This is a genomic window from Granulicella tundricola MP5ACTX9, assembly GCF_000178975.2.
GTDB classification, from domain to species: domain Bacteria; phylum Acidobacteriota; class Terriglobia; order Terriglobales; family Acidobacteriaceae; genus Edaphobacter; species Edaphobacter tundricola.
Genome location: NC_015064.1, coordinates 3,223,427 through 3,243,464, shown reverse-complemented (window position 1 = coordinate 3,243,464; position 20,038 = coordinate 3,223,427). Strand labels below are relative to the sequence as shown.

The 20,038-nt window shown below is 61.4% G+C and carries 18 protein-coding genes and 1 other RNA gene; 8 read left to right on the top strand and 11 right to left on the bottom strand.

What is annotated here, in order from left to right; translation table 11 throughout:
• The first annotated feature begins 243 nt into the window (after positions 1-243).
• The 3 genes from ACIX9_RS13890 (at position 244) to ACIX9_RS13880 (ending at position 2,847) form a co-directional block, all read left to right on the top strand.
• Positions 244-1,866, top strand: coding sequence for a bifunctional ADP-dependent NAD(P)H-hydrate dehydratase/NAD(P)H-hydrate epimerase (locus ACIX9_RS13890; RefSeq protein WP_013581122.1), 1,623 nt, complete (start codon positions 244-246; stop codon positions 1,864-1,866).
• Positions 1,859-2,308 carry a tRNA (adenosine(37)-N6)-threonylcarbamoyltransferase complex ATPase subunit type 1 TsaE gene (gene tsaE / locus ACIX9_RS13885; protein WP_013581121.1) on the top strand — a complete coding sequence of 150 codons (450 nt, stop codon included), beginning with the start codon at positions 1,859-1,861 and terminating at the stop codon, positions 2,306-2,308. The genes ACIX9_RS13890 and tsaE overlap by 8 nt, the downstream gene beginning before the upstream one ends.
• Positions 2,309-2,445: 137 nt before the next feature.
• Positions 2,446-2,847, top strand: a complete 402-nt coding sequence (locus ACIX9_RS13880) for a hypothetical protein (protein ID WP_013581120.1) — start codon at positions 2,446-2,448, stop codon at positions 2,845-2,847.
• A 21-nt stretch (positions 2,848-2,868) separates the two neighbouring features.
• Here ACIX9_RS13880 and ACIX9_RS13875 read toward each other — a convergent pair whose 3' ends face one another.
• The 6 genes from ACIX9_RS13875 to ACIX9_RS13850 all read right to left on the bottom strand — a co-directional run bounded on the left by ACIX9_RS13875 (position 2,869) and on the right by ACIX9_RS13850 (position 8,164).
• Complete coding sequence (locus tag ACIX9_RS13875) at positions 2,869-3,066, bottom strand: Thivi_2564 family membrane protein (RefSeq protein WP_013581119.1); 198 nt, start codon at positions 3,064-3,066, stop codon at positions 2,869-2,871.
• An 83-nt stretch (positions 3,067-3,149) separates the two neighbouring features.
• Positions 3,150-3,524 carry a DUF779 domain-containing protein gene (locus ACIX9_RS13870; protein ID WP_013581118.1) on the bottom strand — a complete coding sequence of 125 codons (375 nt, stop codon included), beginning with the start codon at positions 3,522-3,524 and terminating at the stop codon, positions 3,150-3,152.
• A gap of 15 nt (positions 3,525-3,539) precedes the next feature.
• The gene (gene exaC / locus ACIX9_RS13865; protein WP_013581117.1) at positions 3,540-5,072 is read right to left on the bottom strand and encodes an acetaldehyde dehydrogenase ExaC; all 1,533 of its coding nucleotides are present in this window, start codon (positions 5,070-5,072) and stop codon (positions 3,540-3,542) included.
• Between the two features lie 87 nt (positions 5,073-5,159).
• Positions 5,160-5,912, bottom strand: coding sequence for a class I SAM-dependent methyltransferase (locus tag ACIX9_RS13860; protein ID WP_013581116.1), 753 nt, complete (start codon positions 5,910-5,912; stop codon positions 5,160-5,162).
• Complete coding sequence (locus tag ACIX9_RS13855; RefSeq protein WP_013581115.1) at positions 5,909-6,295, bottom strand: metal-sulfur cluster assembly factor; 387 nt, start codon at positions 6,293-6,295, stop codon at positions 5,909-5,911. Before ACIX9_RS13855 ends, ACIX9_RS13860 begins: the two co-directional genes overlap by 4 nt.
• Positions 6,296-6,340: 45 nt before the next feature.
• The gene (locus ACIX9_RS13850) at positions 6,341-8,164 is read right to left on the bottom strand and encodes a MutS-related protein (RefSeq protein WP_013581114.1); all 1,824 of its coding nucleotides are present in this window, start codon (positions 8,162-8,164) and stop codon (positions 6,341-6,343) included.
• A 25-nt stretch (positions 8,165-8,189) separates the two neighbouring features.
• Between ACIX9_RS13850 and ffs the strand changes: the two genes are divergently transcribed.
• Both ffs and ACIX9_RS13840 read left to right on the top strand, forming a co-directional pair.
• Positions 8,190-8,287, top strand: an RNA gene (gene ffs, locus ACIX9_RS24835) — signal recognition particle sRNA small type.
• A gap of 195 nt (positions 8,288-8,482) precedes the next feature.
• The gene (locus ACIX9_RS13840) at positions 8,483-9,499 is read left to right on the top strand and encodes a beta-ketoacyl-ACP synthase III (RefSeq protein ID WP_013581113.1); all 1,017 of its coding nucleotides are present in this window, start codon (positions 8,483-8,485) and stop codon (positions 9,497-9,499) included.
• Between the two features lie 537 nt (positions 9,500-10,036).
• Here the strand turns inward: ACIX9_RS13840 and ACIX9_RS13835 are convergent.
• Positions 10,037-10,750 carry a YqaA family protein gene (locus tag ACIX9_RS13835; RefSeq protein ID WP_232298719.1) on the bottom strand — a complete coding sequence of 238 codons (714 nt, stop codon included), beginning with the start codon at positions 10,748-10,750 and terminating at the stop codon, positions 10,037-10,039.
• Positions 10,751-10,874: 124 nt separating this feature from the next.
• The gene (locus ACIX9_RS13830) at positions 10,875-11,714 is read right to left on the bottom strand and encodes a menaquinone biosynthesis protein (protein WP_013581111.1); all 840 of its coding nucleotides are present in this window, start codon (positions 11,712-11,714) and stop codon (positions 10,875-10,877) included.
• 268 nt (positions 11,715-11,982) lie between these two features.
• Here ACIX9_RS13830 and dprA point away from each other — a divergent pair, with 268 nt between their 5' ends.
• The 3 genes from dprA (at position 11,983) to ACIX9_RS13815 (ending at position 16,636) form a co-directional block, all read left to right on the top strand.
• A complete protein-coding gene (dprA, locus tag ACIX9_RS13825) occupies positions 11,983-13,197 on the top strand; it encodes a DNA-processing protein DprA (protein ID WP_013581110.1) in 1,215 nt (404 codons plus the stop codon).
• A gap of 222 nt (positions 13,198-13,419) precedes the next feature.
• Positions 13,420-16,221, top strand: coding sequence for a type I DNA topoisomerase (topA, locus tag ACIX9_RS13820; protein ID WP_013581109.1), 2,802 nt, complete (start codon positions 13,420-13,422; stop codon positions 16,219-16,221).
• A 130-nt stretch (positions 16,222-16,351) separates the two neighbouring features.
• A complete protein-coding gene (locus tag ACIX9_RS13815) occupies positions 16,352-16,636 on the top strand; it encodes a DUF427 domain-containing protein (protein ID WP_013581108.1) in 285 nt (94 codons plus the stop codon).
• 77 nt (positions 16,637-16,713) lie between these two features.
• Here ACIX9_RS13815 and ACIX9_RS13810 read toward each other — a convergent pair whose 3' ends face one another.
• From ACIX9_RS13810 to ilvN, 3 genes are all read right to left on the bottom strand, one after another.
• Positions 16,714-18,186: an ATP-binding protein gene (locus ACIX9_RS13810; RefSeq protein WP_013581107.1), complete on the bottom strand. Its 1,473-nt coding sequence runs from the start codon at positions 18,184-18,186 to the stop codon at positions 16,714-16,716.
• A 77-nt stretch (positions 18,187-18,263) separates the two neighbouring features.
• Positions 18,264-19,289: a ketol-acid reductoisomerase gene (gene ilvC, locus ACIX9_RS13805; protein WP_013581106.1), complete on the bottom strand. Its 1,026-nt coding sequence runs from the start codon at positions 19,287-19,289 to the stop codon at positions 18,264-18,266.
• A gap of 107 nt (positions 19,290-19,396) precedes the next feature.
• Positions 19,397-20,038, bottom strand: coding sequence for an acetolactate synthase small subunit (ilvN, locus tag ACIX9_RS13800; RefSeq protein WP_013581105.1), 642 nt, complete (start codon positions 20,036-20,038; stop codon positions 19,397-19,399).

The following is a 20,038-nucleotide window of genomic DNA, read 5'->3' as shown; positions in this document are numbered from 1 at the left end:
TAAATGGCGTATTCACCCCCGCCACCTTGGTAAAATAGAACTAGAAGAAACATCCGGAACACTCCTCAACCCCAAAACCCACTAACCCCAATATTTTGAATACTTTGCGGACATCTTCCGCGAAATATGGGACTTTTCCGATCACCTCGAGCCCATGTCCAAACCTAACCTCAATCGAATGAAGACTTTGGACCGAATCGGGTGGGGTGGGGGAGGGAATTCCCGCAGCTGCATCCAATACCTATGAAGATCCTCACCGCAGCAGAAATGAAGCAGGCAGACGACTCCTCCGTCGCCGCCGGAATTCCCATCGCAGACCTCATGGAGGCCGCCGGTGAAGCCGTCGCTGCCTTCTGTCTCCGCCAGTACCCCCAGGCCGCCCACGTCATGGTCCTCTGCGGCAAAGGCAACAACGGTGGAGACGGCTTCGTAGCCGCCCGCCTCCTCGCCGGTGAGGGAGTAGGCGTAAGAGTCCTCCTCGCCGGCCGCCAGGACGACGTGAAGGGCGACGCGGCCGAGGCCCTCGCCCTCCTCAAAGAGGCCACCTCGGACGAGATCGTAGAAGAGTTCGTCGACGAGACCGACGAGCATCTCGAAGCCATCATCGAGCTCCTCTCCGAGGCCGACCTCATCCTCGATGCCGTCGTAGGCACCGGCTTCAAGCCGCCCCTCCGCGGCCCCGCCGCCATCCTCCGCGACGCGCTGGCAAAGTCGGCCATCCCGGTCGTCGCCGTAGACCTCCCCAGCGGCTGGGACGCAGACTCGCAGCAACAGACGGCAGAGGGAGCCTTCCGCGCAGACGCGGTCGTCACCTTCACCGCCCCCAAGCACGCCCACATCTTCGGCCACCTCACCGCCGCCACCTTCGGCCCGGTGGTCGTCGCGGACATCGGCTCGCCGGAAGACACCATCCAGTCCAGCCAGAACCTCAACTGGGCCGGCACCGCAAAATCCGTAACCGAGCGCCCCCGCGACATCAACTCCAACAAGGGCAAGTTCGGCCACATCCTCATCATCGGCGGAAGCTTCGGCACCGCCGGCGCACCCAGCATGGCCTCCCTCGCCGCCCTCAGAGCCGGAGCCGGCCTGGTCACCGCCGCAGTCCCCCGCGAGATCGTCAACCTCGTCGGCAGCGTCACCCCGGAACTGATGGTCCGCCCCCTGCTCCACGACGCAGAAGGCACCGCCACCGCGGCCAACCTCACCAACCTTGAAACCCTCACCAAGGGCATCAAGGTCATCGCCATAGGCCCCGGCCTCTCCACCCAGGGCGAAGCATCGGAGTTTGCTCGCGGCGTAGTCGCGCAGACCAAGCTGCCCATCGTCATAGACGCCGATGCCCTCAACGCCTTCGACGCCGATCACGTCCACCTCCTCGACGGAGCCAACCGCACCATGGTCCTCACCCCCCACCCCGGGGAGATGGCCCGCCTCCTCGGCAAAACAGTCAAAGAAGTAGAAGCCGACCGCATCAACCTGGCCCGCAAGTTCGCCACCGAGCACCACCTGACCCTCGTCCTCAAGGGCTGGCGAACCCTCATCGCCCACCCCGATGGCTCGATAGCCGTCAATACGACCGGCAACCCCGGCCTCGCCAAGGGCGGTAGTGGAGACATCCTCACCGGCATCGTAGCCGCCCTGCTCGGCCAGTACCCGGACAACGTGGCGGAGGCGGTGGAAGCCGCCGTCTACCTCCATGGCCTCGCCGCCGACCTGGTGGCACGCCACCTCGACGAAAAATCCATCCTCGCCACGGATGTTATCAGCCACCTGACGCAAGCCTTCCGGTACCGCAACGTGGACGCAGACGGCCTCACTTGGTTCTGCGGCATCCAGCCCAAGCCCAAGGAGCCCGCCGATGCCTGAGTTCAACCGCGAGAAGCGATTCAAGACCCGCTCTGAGCGCGGCACCCTCGCCATCGCCGAAACCATCGCCGAAATGCTTCCGGCTCCGCGGGTGATCATCCTCCGCGGTGACCTCGGAGCCGGCAAGACCACGTTGGTCAAAGGCTGGGTGCAGGCGTTGGGTGCAGGGTCGCCGGAGGACGTGACCAGCCCGACATTCACGCTGGTGCATGAGTATCAGGGGCGCAAGACCCACATCTATCACCTGGACCTGTACCGGCTGGAGACGGAGCGGGAACTGGCCACACTGGGCTTGGAAGAGATGGCGGCAGACCCGGCGGCCCTCGTCCTGATCGAGTGGGGAGAAAAGTTTGAAAGTGTCGTCGCACTGGCGAGGGCGGAGGTCGCAATGGCGCATCTTGAGGGAGATGAACGAAGTCTGGACATTCGTTGGCAAGAATAAAACCAAGATGATTGACGCCTGACCTTGTTCCCAACTGGGCTTGAGATCGGTTTAGCGTTGAATCAGAACAGGTTGAGCAGAGCACGATGACCTGAGAGGAGAAAGGCCGAGTCCCTTGCGCTCAGCCTCACACACCAATGAATGAATCCGCAAAAGTTTTGCTGATCGGGAACGACAAGGCTCACCTTGAGGCTCGCGCCGAGGTGTTGACTTACTTCTGGTCCGTGGCCACCGCCGCCCTCGACCAGTCAGAGGCTCCCGTCCTCGAGACAGATCTGGTTGTACTCTGTCATACGCTGCCGGAAGCCGAGCGTCAGGAGTGGGTTACCCGGATACGCCACGAGGTCCCGCACATGCTGATCGTCAAGATGAACGGCTATGACTCCGGACCTCACGCCGGAGCGGACGCTACAGTAGACGTCGAGAATGGACCGGGGGCACTGGTCTCAACGATCTATGAGCTTCTGACGGAACGCGGCCTCTCTAGCCGGGCATGGCCGGAGAATCAGCGCGAACGATTTCTTGTGGGAGTCCACTAGAATAGAGGTGAAGCGGCTGCGCTAACGTACGCGCATGCCGCCGATGGCACCGATGATGCCGAAAAGCTGCAAGAGCCAAAGCACGACAAAGATGACCACAATGCCGTTGATGATGGACTTGATGCTCGAGGCCATGGGTATGAAGCGGTTGATCAGCCCGAGCAAAACGCCCACAACGACGAGCACGATCACGATGTGGATCAGTTGATTGACGTCCATTGAGTTGTCCTTTGTAGATCTATTCAACTGTGACGCGTAGCCCGGAAGCATAGTTGGCTGAAACTCTGGTAACCAGGCAGAGACTAGATTAACCCCGCCATCTCCAACTCCAGCAGTTCATCTTCCGCAAAGACGCGTGAGCGAATCAGGAACCTGACGCCCTCTCCGTTCTCAAGCGAGAACATGCCACCTCGGCCCGGAACAACATCGAGGATGAGTTGGGTGTGCTTCCAGTACTCAAACTGCGATTTGCTCATGTAGAACGGAGTTTCGGCTATGGTCCCCAGAAAGTGATCGCTATCGCCCAGCATGAACTCGCCGAGCGCGAAGCACATAGGCGAGGAGCCGTCACAGCATCCGCCGGACTGATGGAACATGAGCTTGCCGTGCTTCTCCCGCAGCCGATGAATCAGCTCATCGGCTGCGGGCGTGGTGAGAACCTGCGCTGGAGCCATCATGGTGCCCCCTTGGGTCTAGAAGAAGCCCATCGCATTCGGGCTGTAGCTGATGAGTTGGTTCTTCGTCTGCTGATAGTGATCGAGCATCATCTTATGGTTCTCACGTCCGATGCCTGATTGCTTGTAACCACCGAACGCCGCATGCGCCGGATAGAGGTGATAGCAGTTCGTCCAGACACGCCCGGCCTGGATGCCGCGGCCGAACTTGTAGGCACGATTGATATCACGCGTCCATACGCCGGAGCCAAGGCCGTAGAGCGTATCGTTCGCGATCGCCATGGCGTCGTCTTCGTCCCTGAAGGTTGTAACCGAGACCACTGGCCCGAAGATCTCTTCCTGAAAGACGCGCATCTTGTTGTGGCCTTCAAAGATGGTGGGCTCGACGTAGAAGCCGCCCGCCGGACCGGCTTCGGACCGCTTGCCCCCAGTAAGGATCTTCGCGCCCTCCTGCTTGCCAATGTCGAAGTAGGAAAGGATCTTCTCCAACTGCTCACTCGAGGCCTGGGCTCCGATCATCGTGGCTGAATCGAGCGGATTGCCGCCCTTGATCGCCTTGACCCGGGCGGTCGCACGCTCCATGAAGCGCTCGTAAATGGACTCCTGCACCAGCGCACGGGAGGGGCAGGTGCAGACCTCACCCTGGTTCAACGCGAACATGGTGAAGCCTTCAAGGCATTTATCGAAGAAGGCGTCATCCTCGTTCATCACGTCGGCGAAAAAGATGTTGGGGCTCTTGCCGCCAAGCTCGAGCGTGACCGGAATGATGTTCTGTGAGGCGTACTGCATGATGAGTCGACCGGTGGTCGTCTCACCCGTGAAGGCCACCTTGTTGATACGCGGTGAGGATGCGAGCGGCTTGCCGGCTTCAAGACCGAAGCCGTTGACGACGTTGAGGACGCCCGGCGGCAGAAGGTCGCCGATCAACTCCATCAGCAGCAGGATGGACATGGGTGTTTGCTCGGCGGGCTTCAGGATGACGGCGTTGCCCGCGGCCAGAGCCGGTGCAAGCTTCCACGTCGCCATGAGCAGCGGGAAGTTCCACGGGATGATCATGCCGATGACGCCGAGCGGCTCATGGAAGTGGTAGGCGATGGTCTCGTGATCGATCTCCGAGATGCCGCCCTCCTGGGCGCGAATGCAGCCTGCGAAGTAGCGGAAGTGGTCGACGCAGAGCGGCAGGTCGGCGGCCATGGTCTCGCGGATGGGCTTGCCGTTGTCCCAGGTCTCTGCGGTAGCAAGGTATTCCAGGTTGTCTTCGATGCGCTGCGCGATCTGCTCCAGGATGCGTGCGCGAACGGTGGTGGAGGTGCGGCCCCAGGCGCCCTTGGCGGCGTGTGCTGCGTCGATGGCCTTGTTGACGTCCTCGGCCTTGGAGCGTGCGATCTGGCAGAGGGGCTCGCCGGTGACGGGCGTGACGTTCTCGAAATACTCGCCTGCCACCGGCGCGATCCACTGACCGTTGATGAAGTTGTCGTAGCGTGCCTTGAGCTGGAGCTTGCGCCCGTAGGTCTCGGGTGTGATCTGGTGAACCGGTGCTGCTGTAGCCATACTTCGCTCCCTGGAGCGCGGTCCGCGTGCGTCGCGCTCAACGGAAGCAAGATACACCCGCGCTACATGCTCTGGCCAGAGGCGCCGCTAAGTGGTTGGCCCGGTGAATCGGTAGATGCCGCAGATCTCGTCGCCGGTGGACCCATACTCTGTCTGTTCGGCGATCTCAGCGAGGTCCGCCAGGTGATCGACGGAACTCATGGGGACGAGGCCATGGAAGAGCCGCTTGAACCAGGTGTTCTGGTCGAGCACGGAAGCGTGCTCCGCGTTGACGTAGATCAGATCGAAGGGCAGATCAAGAACCGAGTAGTGTGCTTGAATTTTGCCTATCAGCTTGCGCAGGACCGGAGCTTCGAAGGGATGGAACATGAAGGCGAGTGTAGGGGTCAGCGGCAGGTTCGCGGCGAGGGCGTCGCCTTCGATGAGGCGGGTGGGCGCAAGCGGGTTTGCATAGTTGGGGAAGGTCTGCAGGTTAGTGCGGGCGATGCTTGCAAGCGTCGGATTCAGTTCAATTCCTACGGCTTCGAAGAAGGGGTGGAGGGAGGCGGTCATGACGGCGCGGCCCTTGCCTGCGCCGATGTCCACGAAGGTGTAGCGGTCGATGGGATACTTGGGGCGCGTCCCCTGCCAGAGGTCGATCACGGCGTCGAGGATGGAAGGGGCGATGCCGTAGTAAGCGGTGACGTGTGCGTCGTTGGCGTGGCCGGTGATGAGTTGTGTGCGCTCGATGAGGCCGCCGGTGTCGGTGTGATGAACTCTGTCGAACGGATGCGTGGGAGGGAGTTTGGGCGTGTGGATTGGGACGACTTTTCTTCTGGCTCGTTTGGTGGGTGCATTCACTGGGGACGCACCTTGTTGTTGAGGATAGGGAACTGCGGCTTGTCCAGGCCGAGGGTTCGTCTCCCGGCGGGGGTGATTCTTTCCGGTGTCCAGACGGGTTGATCTACGATGCTGACTTCGACGGACCAGAGCTCAAAGAAGGCAGCGAGACGATTGCTCACCTGGGCTTTGAGCTGAGCTTCCGGGGCGTCATCGCGCGTGGTCGGGATCAGAACGATCTTTGCCAGATAGCGGGCGGGGACGCCTTCAATTCCTGATCCGGGGGCGTCTGGGGCTTCGTGCAGCGAGATGTATTCGACGAGGCCGAGTTCCACGATGTTGAGTGGGATTTCGGGGTCGTAACAGTCGCGCAGGGCGTCTCGAATGTGGGCTTCAGTCAACATCGTTTCAACTCTATGATACGTTTCTTCTTCTCAACGGCAGCGGCCCTAGAGGCCCATCATGCGGATGATGGCGAGGGCGTTGGAGCTGGTGTTGACCCCGGGCTTCAACCTGTAGTCGAAGCCGAGTGGGTCTTCGGGATCAGGGCTGGCCATGTGAACGTTGAGGCCGCAGTTCTCCTCGTTCGCGAGTTCGGCCAGCGCGAGATCATGCGTTGACAAGGCCCCGATAGCTCCGTTTACGAGCAGGCTACGCAGGACCGCGCCGGCGGCGGCCTGGCGATCGACTGAGTTGGTGCCGCTGAAGATCTCATCGACCAGGAAGAGTACTGGCGACCCTGCGCTGGTTTGTACGATCTTCTGCAGGCGCTCGACCTCTGCGAGGAACTTGCTCTTGCCCTCAGCGAGCGAGTCCGTCAGGGCGAGCGATGCGCCGAGGGTGAGCGGCGTCAGTTGCATGGAGTGTGCTCTCACCGGTGCGCCGGCGTATGCGAGGACGGCGTTGATGCCGATGGATCGCATGAGGGTGGACTTGCCGGACATGTTCGAGCCGCTGATCAGGAAGAAGCGTGTCGCGTCTCCGAGTGATACATCGTTGCGGACGCACGCGGTGAGCAGCGGGTGTCCGAGTTCTATGGCCTCAAACGTAGGTTGCGCGGAGGCTGGCAGCAGCTCCGGCCATGCGTCTTCGGGATGCTCGAAGGCGTAGGCTGCGAGTGCGTTCAGGGCCTCGAACTCGGCCCAGGCGGCGAGCCAGCTTTTCATCGCGGCACCGTTTGCTCGCTTCCATGCGGCGATGGTGATGGCCGCCTGGGTGCCGGCTGCGAGCAGCAGGGAGAAGATGAAGAAGTACTCCTTGGTGCGCTGTTGCACGATCGTGATCTGGCTTTGCAGCTTGGCGAGCAGGGGAACGGCGTTGGCCGGTTGCCTTGCGGCCGCCTGGATGGCCTGAAGCTTTAGTGCTTGAAAGCTTTGTGTCTCAAGGATGGCCAGGCCGTCCGAGAACATCTGTACGTGATTCGAGAGCCTTGTTACGCGCTCCAGAAGAGGCAGCACGCGGGAGCGCAGGGACATCGAGATGCCGGCCTGAAGTACGGCCGCCAGGGCCAGATTCGGCAGCAGGACGGGCCATGCGACGGCGTGCGTCAAACCGAGCAGAAGCATCACCACCAGCGCCAGTGCTGTGACGACCAGAACGTAGCGAAAGGCCGGATGGAAGACGGGTGCTTCTTCGTCGAGCCATGTGTCGAAGAACCTTGCTTCGACCTGCTGGAACTTGCTGGTGCCGAGGAGGGCGATCTCTTCTCGTAACTCTGTTTTCGCTGCCAGCTCCTTAACGGCTTGCTGGCGTTCCAGGGTCTCGGCGTGGATGGCCGGGGCCTGGAGGTAGTCGGCTAGTCCGCGCTGGCCTATGCCGGTGCGTACGGTGTCGAGCAGGCCGAAGAGCGAGTCCTCACCGAGGAGGTTGAGGTCGCGCTCGTAGAGATGACCGGGCTGGTGGAGGGTCTCTCCGGTGTTGCCGGACTGCCAGGCTTCGGAGCGGACGCGTGCAAGGTTCCTGTCGTAGAGGCCCAGCAGGCGCTCTGTGCGGGAGATCCTGGTCTGCAGGCCGAGGTGGACCGGCACCAGGGAGGCCAGGACGGCGAAGGCTGCCAGCAGAGGCCAGGGTGAGGTCTGGTGATGGGCCTGCGTCGCCAGCGCGACGATGATGCCAAGGCAGACGATCAGGGCCCAGCCAATGCGGGTCTTGCGGGCGGCGAAGCCATCCTGTCGGGTCTGGTGCTGTTTGCGAAGCTCGATGTAGTGGGCCTCCACCTCACCTTGTGTCTGTGGGCGGTTGTTGGCGTGAGGGCTCAGGCTGGAGTTCTGCATCCCTCCAATGGTAGACTCGTTCTTGTGCCGGGTCCTACGCGACGTAATCCCGCCAACCCCGCCAGGTCCGGAAGGAAGCAACGGTAACGGGCTAGTATGGGCGCAGTAGGCCGCCCGGTGCACTGAAACGCCTCTGTCGGACGAGTTTCAGATTCCCGCGATGGCGCAGTAGGTCGCCCGGTGCATTAGGATTCCAGCCGCTTGCTGTCACGCGCTGGAGGCCGTCCGGGTATATCAAACTCCCCTCCGGCACCTGATTGATCATCATCCGCTCCAAAGTTTTGTATGCTTGGGAGCGCAAGCTGTTGAGGTGAGTCATTGAGTTTGTCCCTGAAGCCGCAAGTCTCCGTTCGAGCCAAAATCACATCCGTCGGTAGCTACGTTCCGCCCAAGCTTCTGACCAATCAAGACCTTGAAAAGATGGTCGCGACCAACGACCAGTGGATCACCGAGCGTACCGGTATCCGGGAGCGCCATATCGTCGAGCCGGGCGTGGCGACGAGTGACCTTGCCGTCGAGGCGGCCAAGGCGTGTCTGGCCAAGCGTGGTGTCTCCGCCGACGAGGTGGAGGTGATTATCGTGGCGACCGTCACTCCTGACATGATGTTTCCGGCTACGGCCTGCCTGGTGCAGGACAAACTGGGCGCGCATCATGCGTGGGGCTTCGATCTCTCGGCTGCATGCTCGGGGTTTCCGTATGCGCTGCAGGTTGGGGCTAAGCTGATCGAGTCCGGCGTTCACAAGAAGATCCTGGTGATCGGCGCGGATGTGATGAGCTCTGTGATCGATTACACCGACCGGACGACCTGCGTCATCTTCGGCGACGGGGCGGGGGCGGTGCTGCTGGAGCCTTGTGAGCCGGGTGAGGTCGGGCTGGTGGACTACTTCCACGAGATCGACGGGTCGGGTGGGGTTTCGTTGAACATGCCGGGTGGTGGGAGTCTGCATCCGGCGACCGCCGAGACGGTCGCGGCAAAGATGCATTACGTCCACCAGGACGGCGGTGCGGTGTACAAGTTTGCCGTGCGCAAGATGTCCGAGGCGGCGGAGACGGTGCTGACTCGAAACGGGATTACGGGCAAGGATCTGAAGTGCTTCATTCCGCACCAGGCGAACAAGCGGATTATCCTTTCTACCGCTGAGCGGTTGGGCATGGATGAGGAGTGCGTAGTGATCAACATCGACCGGTTTGGGAATACGACGGCGGCGACGATTCCGCTGGCGATGCAGACTGCGCTCGATGAAGGCCGGTTGCAGAAGGGCGATCTGGTTTTGCTGGCGAGTGTCGGGGCCGGGTTTACGGTTGGGGCTACCTTGTTGCAGTGGGAGTTTTAGGGGTACCCCCCTCCCCCCACTGAAGTACCTAAAGTCTTCAAAGGATTTGACTTAGGTCCGGACTTCGGACTTCGGGTGAGCTGCGTCTTGACTCGGTGGACTTTGCGATTTGGGTGAAGCGGCCTGCGACTTTGCACGCCTTTTTCTTCTATTTCTATTTTACCAAGGTGGAATGGGTAAATACGCCATTTATTTTTTGGGTGTAAGTGGTTTGTAGTGACTCAGTTGCTGGGTTTTTCTGAGTGCTGGGGGCTTGACACGCGATTTTGCTGGTGTTTCTAGAGAAAATAATTGTAAGTGGCTCTGCGGCTTTGGGTTACGGCGGGTGAATTTACGGATACTTGGCGAAAGTCAGGCGGGTATGGCGGTCTTGCCGCGATAACGACAACTACGGAGGTTCTGCGCTCCGCGCAGAATGACGGTTGCGGTGAGGGGACGGTTGTGGCGAGGGGACGGTTGTGGTGAGGGGACGGTTGTGGTGAGGGGACGGTTGTGGTGTGGGCCGGTGGTTGTGGTGTGGGCTGGCCGTTGTTTGCTCTAGGTGGTGGTGGCGTTTAGGGGTTTGGTTTGCTTCAGGCCCACTTCGTGGCTGGTCTTCCAGAGGCGCCAGAAGGCGAAGGCTACCGAGCCGAGGATGGCGACCCAGAGGATGATCAGGACGGGGGCGCCCCAGCGGCGGATGAATGCGTTCCAGAGGACCAGGACTGCTTTGCCGTAGTGGACGCCCAGCCAGGCGGCGAAGGCGTGGCGGATGAGGCGGCTGAGGGTGAAGGCCCACATAAACTTCTTGCGGGACATCTTGAGGGCTCCGGCGGCGAGGACGAAGGGGCTGAGAGGCATCGGCGGGGGGAGCAGGGCGGGGACGGCTACGGCAAGGATGGCGTGGGACTCCATCCAGCCGGTAACTCGTTTGAAGATGCGGGGCGGGGTGCGTTTTTCAATGAAGTCGAGGCCGCCGGACTGGCCGACCTGATAGGAGAAGAGGCCGCCGAGGGCGGAGCCGATGGTGGCGGCGGCGATGAGGAGGAAGAGGTTGGCGTGCTGGGCGGCGAAGAGGATCACCATGATGTCGGTGATGCCGGGGAGGGGGAGCGGGACGAAAGAGGAGTCGACGATGGAGACGAGGAAGAGGCCGAACAGGCCGAAGGAGAGGACGAGATGCAGGAGGTGGCTGCTGGAACCGGCGAGGGTGGCCAGGGACAGGAGTGCTAATGCGCGAGAGATTGGGATGCCTGCCAGCATGGAACCCATATTGTCATGAGACGCGGGATGTGGGGGATTCGACGCGGGGGATTTGTTGCGTGACTGGTGGAGGCTGTGGTTGGGATGTTTCGGTGGAACCCACGTCCGAGAATCCGGACGTGGGGCACCCTGTTTACTGCTGGAGGAAGTTGAGGGGGCCTAGTGGGGGGAGGGCATTTATTTCTGCGGCTAGGTGGCGGAAGAGCTCTATGGCTTCTATGCAGGCGGGGTCCAGGGTGTAGTGGATGTTTTGTGTGAGGTAGTGGCGGATGGTCTGGGCGGGGAGGTGGATGCGGGGTTGCCACTCTGTGACCAGGTCTTCTGTGTGGAGCTGGCCGTGGAGGCGGGACTGGTTGAGATCTTCTATGAGCTCGGTGCGGGCGGCGGCGGTGGGGAGGGCCTCCGGGCGGACGGCCCAGACGGCTGCGACCCAAGGGAGGTTGGTGCGGGTGTTCCACTCGGTGGCTACGTCGAACCACTGGCAGGGGCCTACGGCGGCTTCGATCTGGGTGCGGTGCTCGAGGGCGTGGAGGGCGGGGTCGCCGATGAGGAGGGCGGCGTCCGCGGATTGGAGCATGGGGATGGGGTCGGCTTTGGCAGGGAGGTAGGTGGGGTCTGTCTTGAGGAAGTGGCGGAAGAGGACCTGGGTGTAGGCGACGGAGCTGCGAGAGGCCGTGTCGGCTGCGATGGTGCGGACGGAGGCCAGGCCGGCGGTGCCTTTGACGACTAGTTGGATGGAGCGGACCTGGCGGAGGCTGGCTATGGTGCAGCCGGGGACGATGGCTAGCTCTGGCGTGAGGGCGGCGACGGGGATGAGGCCTAGGTCGGCGCGGCCGGCGAGGAGCTCACGGGCGCACTGGGAGGGCTCGGTGAGGTGGACGTCGTAACGCTGGGAGAGACGGGGGCCGTGGTCGAAGTCCCACATGAGGGGGGCTGGGTTGAGGAAGTCGATTGCTGCTACTCGTAGGGCCACATGGCTAGTTTAGCGGATTCGGCTGGGAAGGTGTTGTAACAGCTTAAGGGGATAAAAATTGATAAAAGCGATAAGGGCTGATTGTTCTGGGGCGGGTGTGGGGTTAGTTGCAGTGATGAAGGCCTAAGAACGGGCAACGGCAAATGATTTGAAGGGCAAGAGCCGCCGCAACAGCAGCTACGGAGATTCTTCGCTGCGCTCAGAATGACGGTTGTGGGGGATGGAGGCGTGCTAATCTCTAGCGCATTGCGTCTACATGGAGATTTATATGGCGTTGAGCGGGAATACTGCGGATTTTGGTGCTTCTGAGGGGCGGCTGGGGTGGCTGGCTATGGCGCTTACGCCGGGGTTGGGGCCTACCCGGATTGGGCGGGCGGTGGCGCTGATGGATGGGGATGCGGGGCGGATTTTTGATATGCCGCTGACTGAGTTGGAGGGGTTTAGATTGCCGGCTAAGTCAGCGCAGTTCATTGCGGATGGGCGAGCTCGGGCGGAGGCGGAGAAAGAGTGGAAGCGGGTGCAGGAGGCAGGGGCTACTTTGCTCACGCCCGATGATGAGGCTTATCCGGAGCGGCTGCGGGAGATCTACGATCCGCCGGCGGTGCTTTGGGTGCGGGGGGATGTGGGGCTGCTGGGGAGGGCGGGGATTGCGGTGGTGGGGACTCGGTCCCCGAGTCCGTATGGGGCGGGGATGGCGGAGATGCTTTCGCGGGATCTGGCGAATCGAGGTGTGGTGATTCTTTCCGGGATGGCGAGGGGGGTGGATACGGCGGCGCATAAGGGGGCGCTGGCGGCGAAGGGAAAGACGGTGGCGGTTTGGGGGACGGGGCTGGATGTGGTTTATCCGAAGGAGAATAAGCGGCTGGCGGAGGAGATTGTGACAGGCGGTGGGGCGATCGTGAGCGAGTATCCGCTGGGCACGTTTCCGGCTCCGCAGAACTTTCCGATCCGGAACCGGATTCTGAGCGGGATGAGCGTGGGGGTGCTGGTGATTGAGGCTGCTGAATATAGTGGGACTCGAATTACGGCCAGGTGTGCGATGGAGCAGAACCGGGATGTCTATGCGGTGCCGGGGAATGTGACGAATAAGAATGCGTGGGGTCCAAACACTCTGATCAAGCAGGGCGCGAAGCTGACGGCGACGTGGGAGGACGTTTGGGAGGATCTGCCGTCGCAGACACGGCTGGAGCTGGAGGATGCGATGGGGGCGGGGAGGGCGAATGAATCGAATGTGGGGCAGTCAGCATCTTTATTCACCGGGCCGAATGAGTCTGGAATTGGGCAGACGGGGCAGGCGATGGCCGAGCATGAGCGGCTGGTGTTTGCGAGGATTCGGCACGATGAGGCAATTCAACTGGATGAGTTGATGGAGCAGATGGAGGCCGAACTGGCCTCTGCCGAGATCTTCACGGCGCTGTTCGAGCTGGAACTGGCGGGCCGGGTGAAGGCGCTTCCGGGCAAAAATTACGTTCGTTGTTTTTAGATGTTTTTTTGTGGTCCTGCTGGAATTGGCAAACGTGCTGATTCTAAAGGGCGTTTGGTGCCGTGGATGAGGCGCGGTTTGGTTTCGATTTCCTCGGCTTTGGGATGGGCTGGATTGGCGCGATCCCGGCAAGTCGTGTTAGGTTCGCAATGAAACATGGCAGTTGAAGGGAATCCGGGAGCCAACCCCCCACGGATTCGGTGGAATGAAGGAAAGAGCGTTATGAGCAAGTCCCTGGTTATCGTTGAATCGCCTGCGAAGGCGAAGACTATTAATAAGTACCTCGGAGCGGATTACACGGTTGAGGCGAGCCTTGGCCACATTATGGATCTGCCGAAGTCGGATATTGGTGTGGAGCTGCTGAACCGGACGTTTGCGCCGACGCTGATCGTGTCTCCGGGCAAGGAAAAGATTGTGGACCGGCTGAAGAAGCTGGCGGCGAAGGCAGACCATATCTTCCTGGCGCCTGACCCTGACCGCGAAGGCGAGGCGATTGCCGCGCACCTGGCGATGCAGTTGCGGCCGGTGATCAAGGCGGGCGCGGATATACGGCGGGTGACGTTTAACGAGATCACGCAGAAGGCGGTGAAGGCTGCGTTTCTGAAGGCTCGGGATGTAAACGAGAACCTGGTGGACGCGCAGCAGACGCGGCGTGTGCTGGACCGGCTGGTGGGGTATCAGATCTCGCCGCTGCTGTGGGATAAGGTGCGGCGCGGGCTTTCGGCGGGGCGGGTGCAGACGGTTGCGCTGAGGCTGATCGTGGAACGCGAACGGGAGATCAATGCGTTTGTGCCGGTGGAGTACTGGACTGTCGATGCGGTGCTGCAGGCGGAGAAGACCTCGTTTACGGCTCGGCTGACCGGGATTGATGGGGCTCGGATTACGGTTCCGAACGGCTTCGACAAGGACGGTAAGGCGCAGGTGCTGGCGAATGCGCTGCCGGATCATGCGACGACGGATCAGGTTGTCGCGGACCTGGCGAACGCTACGTTTGCGGTGAAGACTGTCGAGAAGAAGGAACGGAAGCAGAATCCGAAGGCTCCGTTTACGACTTCGAAGCTGCAGCAGGAGGCGGCGGGGCGGCTTGGGTTCAATGTACGGCGGACGATGGGCGTGGCGCAGCGGCTGTATGAGGGGATCGAGATCGGCGGCGAGACCGTGGGTCTGATCACTTATATGAGAACCGACTCGACGCGTGTTTCTGACGATGCGGTGGCGGAGGCTCGGACTTATATTGGTGCGCTGGGCGAGCGGTATCTGCCGGCCAAGCCGAACGAGTACAAGAAGAAGAATGAGGCGCAGGACGCGCACGAAGCGATTCGTCCGACGAATGTGGCGTATCACCCGGATGAGATTCGGGCTTCGCTTTCCGATGAGCAGTACAAGCTTTATCGGCTGATATGGATGCGATTTGTCGCGAGCCAGATGATGCCGGCGATCTTCGATCAGACGACGGTGGAGATTGGGGCGAAGGCCGCCCGCAGCTATGACTTCCGGGTTTCTGGATCGGTGCTGAAGTTTGATGGATTTTTGAAGGTGTATGAGACTGCTCCGGCTGCTTCGACCGCTGAGGCTTCTGATGAGGACGGCGAGGAAGAAGATAAGCGGCTGCCGGCTTTGGCGGATGGGCAGGGGCTTGTGCGGCAGGCGATCGAGCATGAGCAGAAGTTTACGGACCCGCCGCCGCGGTTCAATGAAGCCTCGCTGGTGAAGACGCTCGAAGAGAAGGGGATTGGGCGGCCTTCGACCTATGCTTCGATCATCAATACGATTCAGGATCGGGACTACGTCAAGAAGATTGGGAACAAGTTTGTGCCGACGGAGATCGGCATGGTGGTGACAGAGCTGCTGGTTAAGAACTTCCCGTACATCTTCGAGACGGGATACACGGCGACGCTCGAAGGCGAGCTGGACGCGGTGGAGGCGGGGACGGAGAAGTGGACGGACCTGCTGGATGGGTTCTACAGCCACCTGGAGAAGGAGCTTGCGGTCGCCGAGACGACGATGGAGGACATCAAGCGCAAGGAAGAGGCGACGGATGAGGTCTGCGATAACTGCGGGTCGCCGCTGATCCTGAAGTGGGGTAAGTTTGGGAGCTTCTTTGCCTGCTCGGCTTTCTCCAAGGCCAAGGCTGTGACGATTGCTGCTGCGCCGTGGAAGAAGGACCCGAAGGCGGTGCTGAAGAAGATTCTGGGGTCGTTCCACTTCCCGATGATTGTGAAGGCGGTGACGTTCGACGAGACGAACTTCTCGAAGGAAGTGGCGGATGCGAAGGAGTTTGCGGAGGCGGTGAAGAGTGCTGCCGGGAAGGGCAAAAAGATTACGGCTGAGCCGGTCTCGTGCGACTTCACGAAGGAGAACTTTGCGGCCAAGCCGGACCTGAACGCCCCGGGCGCTGATGAGGCTCCGGAGGAGGAGTTCTGTGATAACTGCGGGCGGTTAATGGTGCTGAAGAATGGGCCCTGGGGGCCGTTCATGTCTTGCCCTGGGTATTCGGATGATCCTCCTTGCAAGACGATCCGTAAGCTGACGCAGAAGGTGCAGTCGAAGCCTCCGATCACGCTGGATGAGCCTTGCCCGAAGTGCGGGAAGCCGCTGTTGCAGCGGGATGGGGCTTATGGCGAGTTCATCGCGTGCTCCGGCTATCCGAAGTGCAAGTACGTCAAGCAGGAGTTGCTGGACGTGAAGTGTCCGAAGGATGGCGGCGACCTGGCGGTTCGGAAGACGAAGCGCGGGGACGTGTTCTACGGCTGCGTGAATTATCCGAAGTGCGACTTTGCCTCGAACCTGAAGCTGGTGAACGAGACGTGTCCGAAGTGCCACTCGGCCTACCTGCTGGAGTACGGGAACAAGGAAGGGACGTACCTGGTCTGCCCGAACAACCGGGAGTTTCTGCCGAAGCGGCGGCCCAAGAAGGGGCAGCCGGTGGAGGTTCCGACGACGCCGGAGTGTACGTATGAGCGGCTGATTGGGCCGCCGAAGACGGTAGAAGCGGAGCCTGAGATGGCGGTCAGCGCGGCCTGAGGGCTGCGTTACCGCTTCCCAACCGAGCTCAGGTCTGCTATGCTCCCGGAGGAACTGCAAAGGGCTCCAGAGCCCGCGGCTTGGACTTCAGGCCGTAACTTGTTCGAACAGATAAGCGAGTCTTCAGCAGATGGCGAAAGCGATGTGGAACGGTCAGGTCCTGGCAGAGAGCGAAACGACGCAGCTGGTTGAAGGCAATGTGTACTTTCCCGATGAATCGGTGAAGCGGGAGTTTTTTCGGCCAAGTTCCACAACTTCTTCATGCCCGTTCAAGGGGCAGGCCCGGTACTACAGCCTGATTGTGGATGGGCAGGAGAACCCGGATGCGGCCTGGTACTACCCTGATCCGAAGCCTGCGGCGCGGGCGATCAAGCACCATATCGCGTTCTGGCGTGGGGTTGAAGTAACGAAGTAACAGTGGAAGAGCAGTTTTTAAGCAGTGGTGAGGCAGTGATGGAGCAGCTCAAGCTGCTTTTCACTGCCTCTTTTGGTTTAGTAGGCTTGAGCCTGGTCCAGGGGGAGGCGGACCTGGAAGCAGGTTTCGCCGGGCTTGGAGACTACGGTGAGGAAGCCGGAGTGCTTGCTGACGACGCGCTGGGCCTGGTCGAGGCCGAGGCCCAGGCCGCTGCCGGGGGCCTTGGTGGTGAAGAAGGGCTCGAAGACGCGGGTTTGGAGGTCTGGTTCGATGCCGGCTCCTGAGTCCCAGACTTCGACTACTGCCATGAGGCCGGCGAGTTTAGTCTTGAGGTTGAGGCGGCCGCCGTTGGGCATGGCATCCAGTGCGTTTTCGATCAGGGCTGTCCAGACCTGGCTGAGCTCGCTGCCGTAGGCGCTGATGGGGGGCAGGGCGGGGTCGAAGTCGGTGAGGACGGTGATGCCCTGCAGGCGCGAGCGGAACATGCTGAGGGTGTTCTCCAGCGACTGGGCCAAGTCGACCTCCTGGATGGGGGCCTGGTCCATGTAGGAGTAGTCCTTGATGGCCGAGATGAGGTCGAAGATGCGGACCGTTGAGCCTACGATGGTCTCTGCCATGCGCTCCACGCGGAGGGAGCTGGCGAAGTTGTCCATGGCTGCGGCGAGGATCTCACCGTCAAACTCCTCGGCGAACTCCTCCAGAACGCGGAGAGGCAGGCCGGTCTCCGCGAGGGCCGGGGCGATGTTCCAGGCGTTGGGGATGTTGTGGGCGTCCAGCCATGTGGTGACCTCGGCTTCGCGGTCGGCCAAGGCCAGGGGGCCGTCTTCCGAGGGGCGGCGGTAGGCGGACATCTCAGCACGGGTGCGTTCTACCCACTGCTGCATCTTTTGGGACTGTTCTCTGTCGAGACAGAGGGTGCCCATGCGGTACTTGCGGTCGCCGTACTCGCGTAGCTCTGTGAAGAGGGAGGCTGCGCTGCGCTGGGCGGCGGAGGCCGGGTTGTTGAGCTCGTGGGCGAGGTTGGCGGCGAGTTTGCCGAGGGCGGCGAGCTTTTCCGACTGCTGCTCCATGCGCGTGACTTCACGGACTCGGTCCAGCAGAACGGTAACGCTGCGCTGGCCCATGGAAGGGATGGCCTCGAGCATCGCCGGGAACTGGCGGGAATGGATGTCCAGGACCCAAACGGGGCCGCTGGTGTAACCCTCTCCGCCGTAGGTCTTCATGCGCGAGAAGGGAAGCAGGCCGGTCATGGCGCCGGCGCGGCCGACGAAGAAGGCCATGGGGCCGGAGTGCCGGCGGCGGACGTGAATCTCACCTTTGAGGATGAAGTTCATGTTGCAGGCGGGTTCGCCTTCGCGGAAGACGATGGCGCCGCTTTCGCCGGTGCGCTCGGTTCCGTTATCGGCGAGCCAGGCGTACTCCTCGTCGGAGAGGCCTTCAAGGGGTGTGATGGTTTTGAGGGCCGCGATGATCTCGCAGCGCGGGGTTGGCTTCGCGGGTGCGAAGGCTTCCGTGTATAAAGCGGCTGGAGTTTCGATTTCGGTCACCATATCACCATCCTAAACCCGACTGGAGAGGTCCGCTATAGGGGGCGGACCCCTCATTCGAGTTATTACGGCTACTACGGTTACAGCTTGACTACAGTTCCGTCTTTGACGATGACCGGTTCCAGGAAGGGCATGCCGGCGCGAAGGGTCTTTCCGACGATCTCGATCTGATCGTCCGCTTCCGCCTTGCGGAACTTGGCGAACTCGTGACGGCCGGTCTCGTTCTCTTCGATGAACTTCTTGGCGAAGCTGCCGTCGGTGATGTCGGACAGGATGGCCTTCATGTTCTTCTTGATGTCTTCCGTGACGATGCGGTTCTGAGCGAGGTAACCGCCCCACTCCGCGGTGTCTGAGATGCTGTGGTTCATGTACTCGATGCCGCCGCGGTACATGAGGTCGACGATGAGTTTGAGCTCGTGGAGGCACTCGAAGTAGGCGAGTTCGGGCTGGTAACCTGCGTCGACGAGGGTGTGGAAGCCGGCTTTGACGAGGGCGACGGCTCCGCCGCAGAGAACGGCCTGCTCGCCGAAGAGGTCGGTTTCGGTCTCTTCGGTGAAGGTGGTCTCGAGAACTCCGGCGCGGGTGCAGCCGATGCCCTTGGCGTAGGAGAGTGCCAGGGCCATGGCGGTGCCGCTGGCATCCTGCTCGACTGCGACGAGGGCGGGCACGCCGCCGCCTTCCGTGAAGACCTCACGGACGCGGTGGCCGGGGGCCTTGGGTGCGGCCATGGAGACGTCCACGCCGGCGGGCGGAGTGATGGTGCGGAAGCGGATGTTGAAGCCGTGCGCGAACATGAGGGTGCAGTTGGGCTTCATGTTGGGGGCGATTTCGGCGTGGTAGACCTTGGCGGCGGTCTGGTCGGGCGTGAGGTTCATGATGACGTCAGCCCACTTGGAGACTTCGGCTACGGTGTCGACGACGAGGCCGGCATTCTTGGCGCGCTCGGCGTTCTTGGAGCCGGGGCGGAGGCCTACACGGACGTCGACGCCGGAGTCCTTGAGGTTGAGTGCGTGGGCGTGGCCCTGGGAGCCGTAGCCGATGATCGCGACCTTTTTGGCCTGGATGAGGGAGAGGTCTGCGTCTGCGTCGTGGTAGGTCTTTGCCATGGTGTTTGTTCGATCCTTTTCAGTAGTTTACTTGGTGTTTTCGTGGCGCCTGGAGGAGAACGGCGTAACGCGGATAAAAGTGATAGCGACGAATAAGAGCGGATGTACTACTGCTCTTCTTCGTGGACGTCTTCGAACTCGTTGGGGATGATCTCTGTGGCCGAGAGGTTCTGGTCGAAGTCTTCGTCGTGGTGGCCGGTGAAGTTGTCCTGGCTGGGGGTGCCGAGGGCTTTGAGGACTCGGCTGGTGTGGTGGCCGCGGCGCATGGCCATGCGGCCGGTGCGGGAGACCTCCAGGATGGTGTAGCCGGACTCCGTGATGACCTGGACCAGGCCTTCTATTTTGGACGAGCTGCCGGTCATCTCGAGCATGATGGACTCGGGGGCCAGGTCTACGACGCGGGCGCGGAAGACGGTGGCCAATTCAAAGATCTGGGAGCGGGAGGCCTGGCCTAACGGGCTGGTGGGACCGGCGGCTACCTTGATGAGGCAGAGCTCTCGAATGACGGCTTCCGAGCGGCCGACCTCGTCTACGTCTACTGTGATTTCAAGCTTATAGAGGGAGGCCTTGATGCGGTGGGCGGCGTGCTCGGGGGCCTCGCAGACGATGGTCATGCGGGAGGTGTCGGGGCGCTCGGATTCGCCTACCGTCAAGGAGACGATGTTGATGTTGAGGCGGCGGAAGAGGGAGGCTACGCGGGTGAGGACACCGGGTTTGTCCTGGACTAGGGCTACGAAGGTATGGAGCAT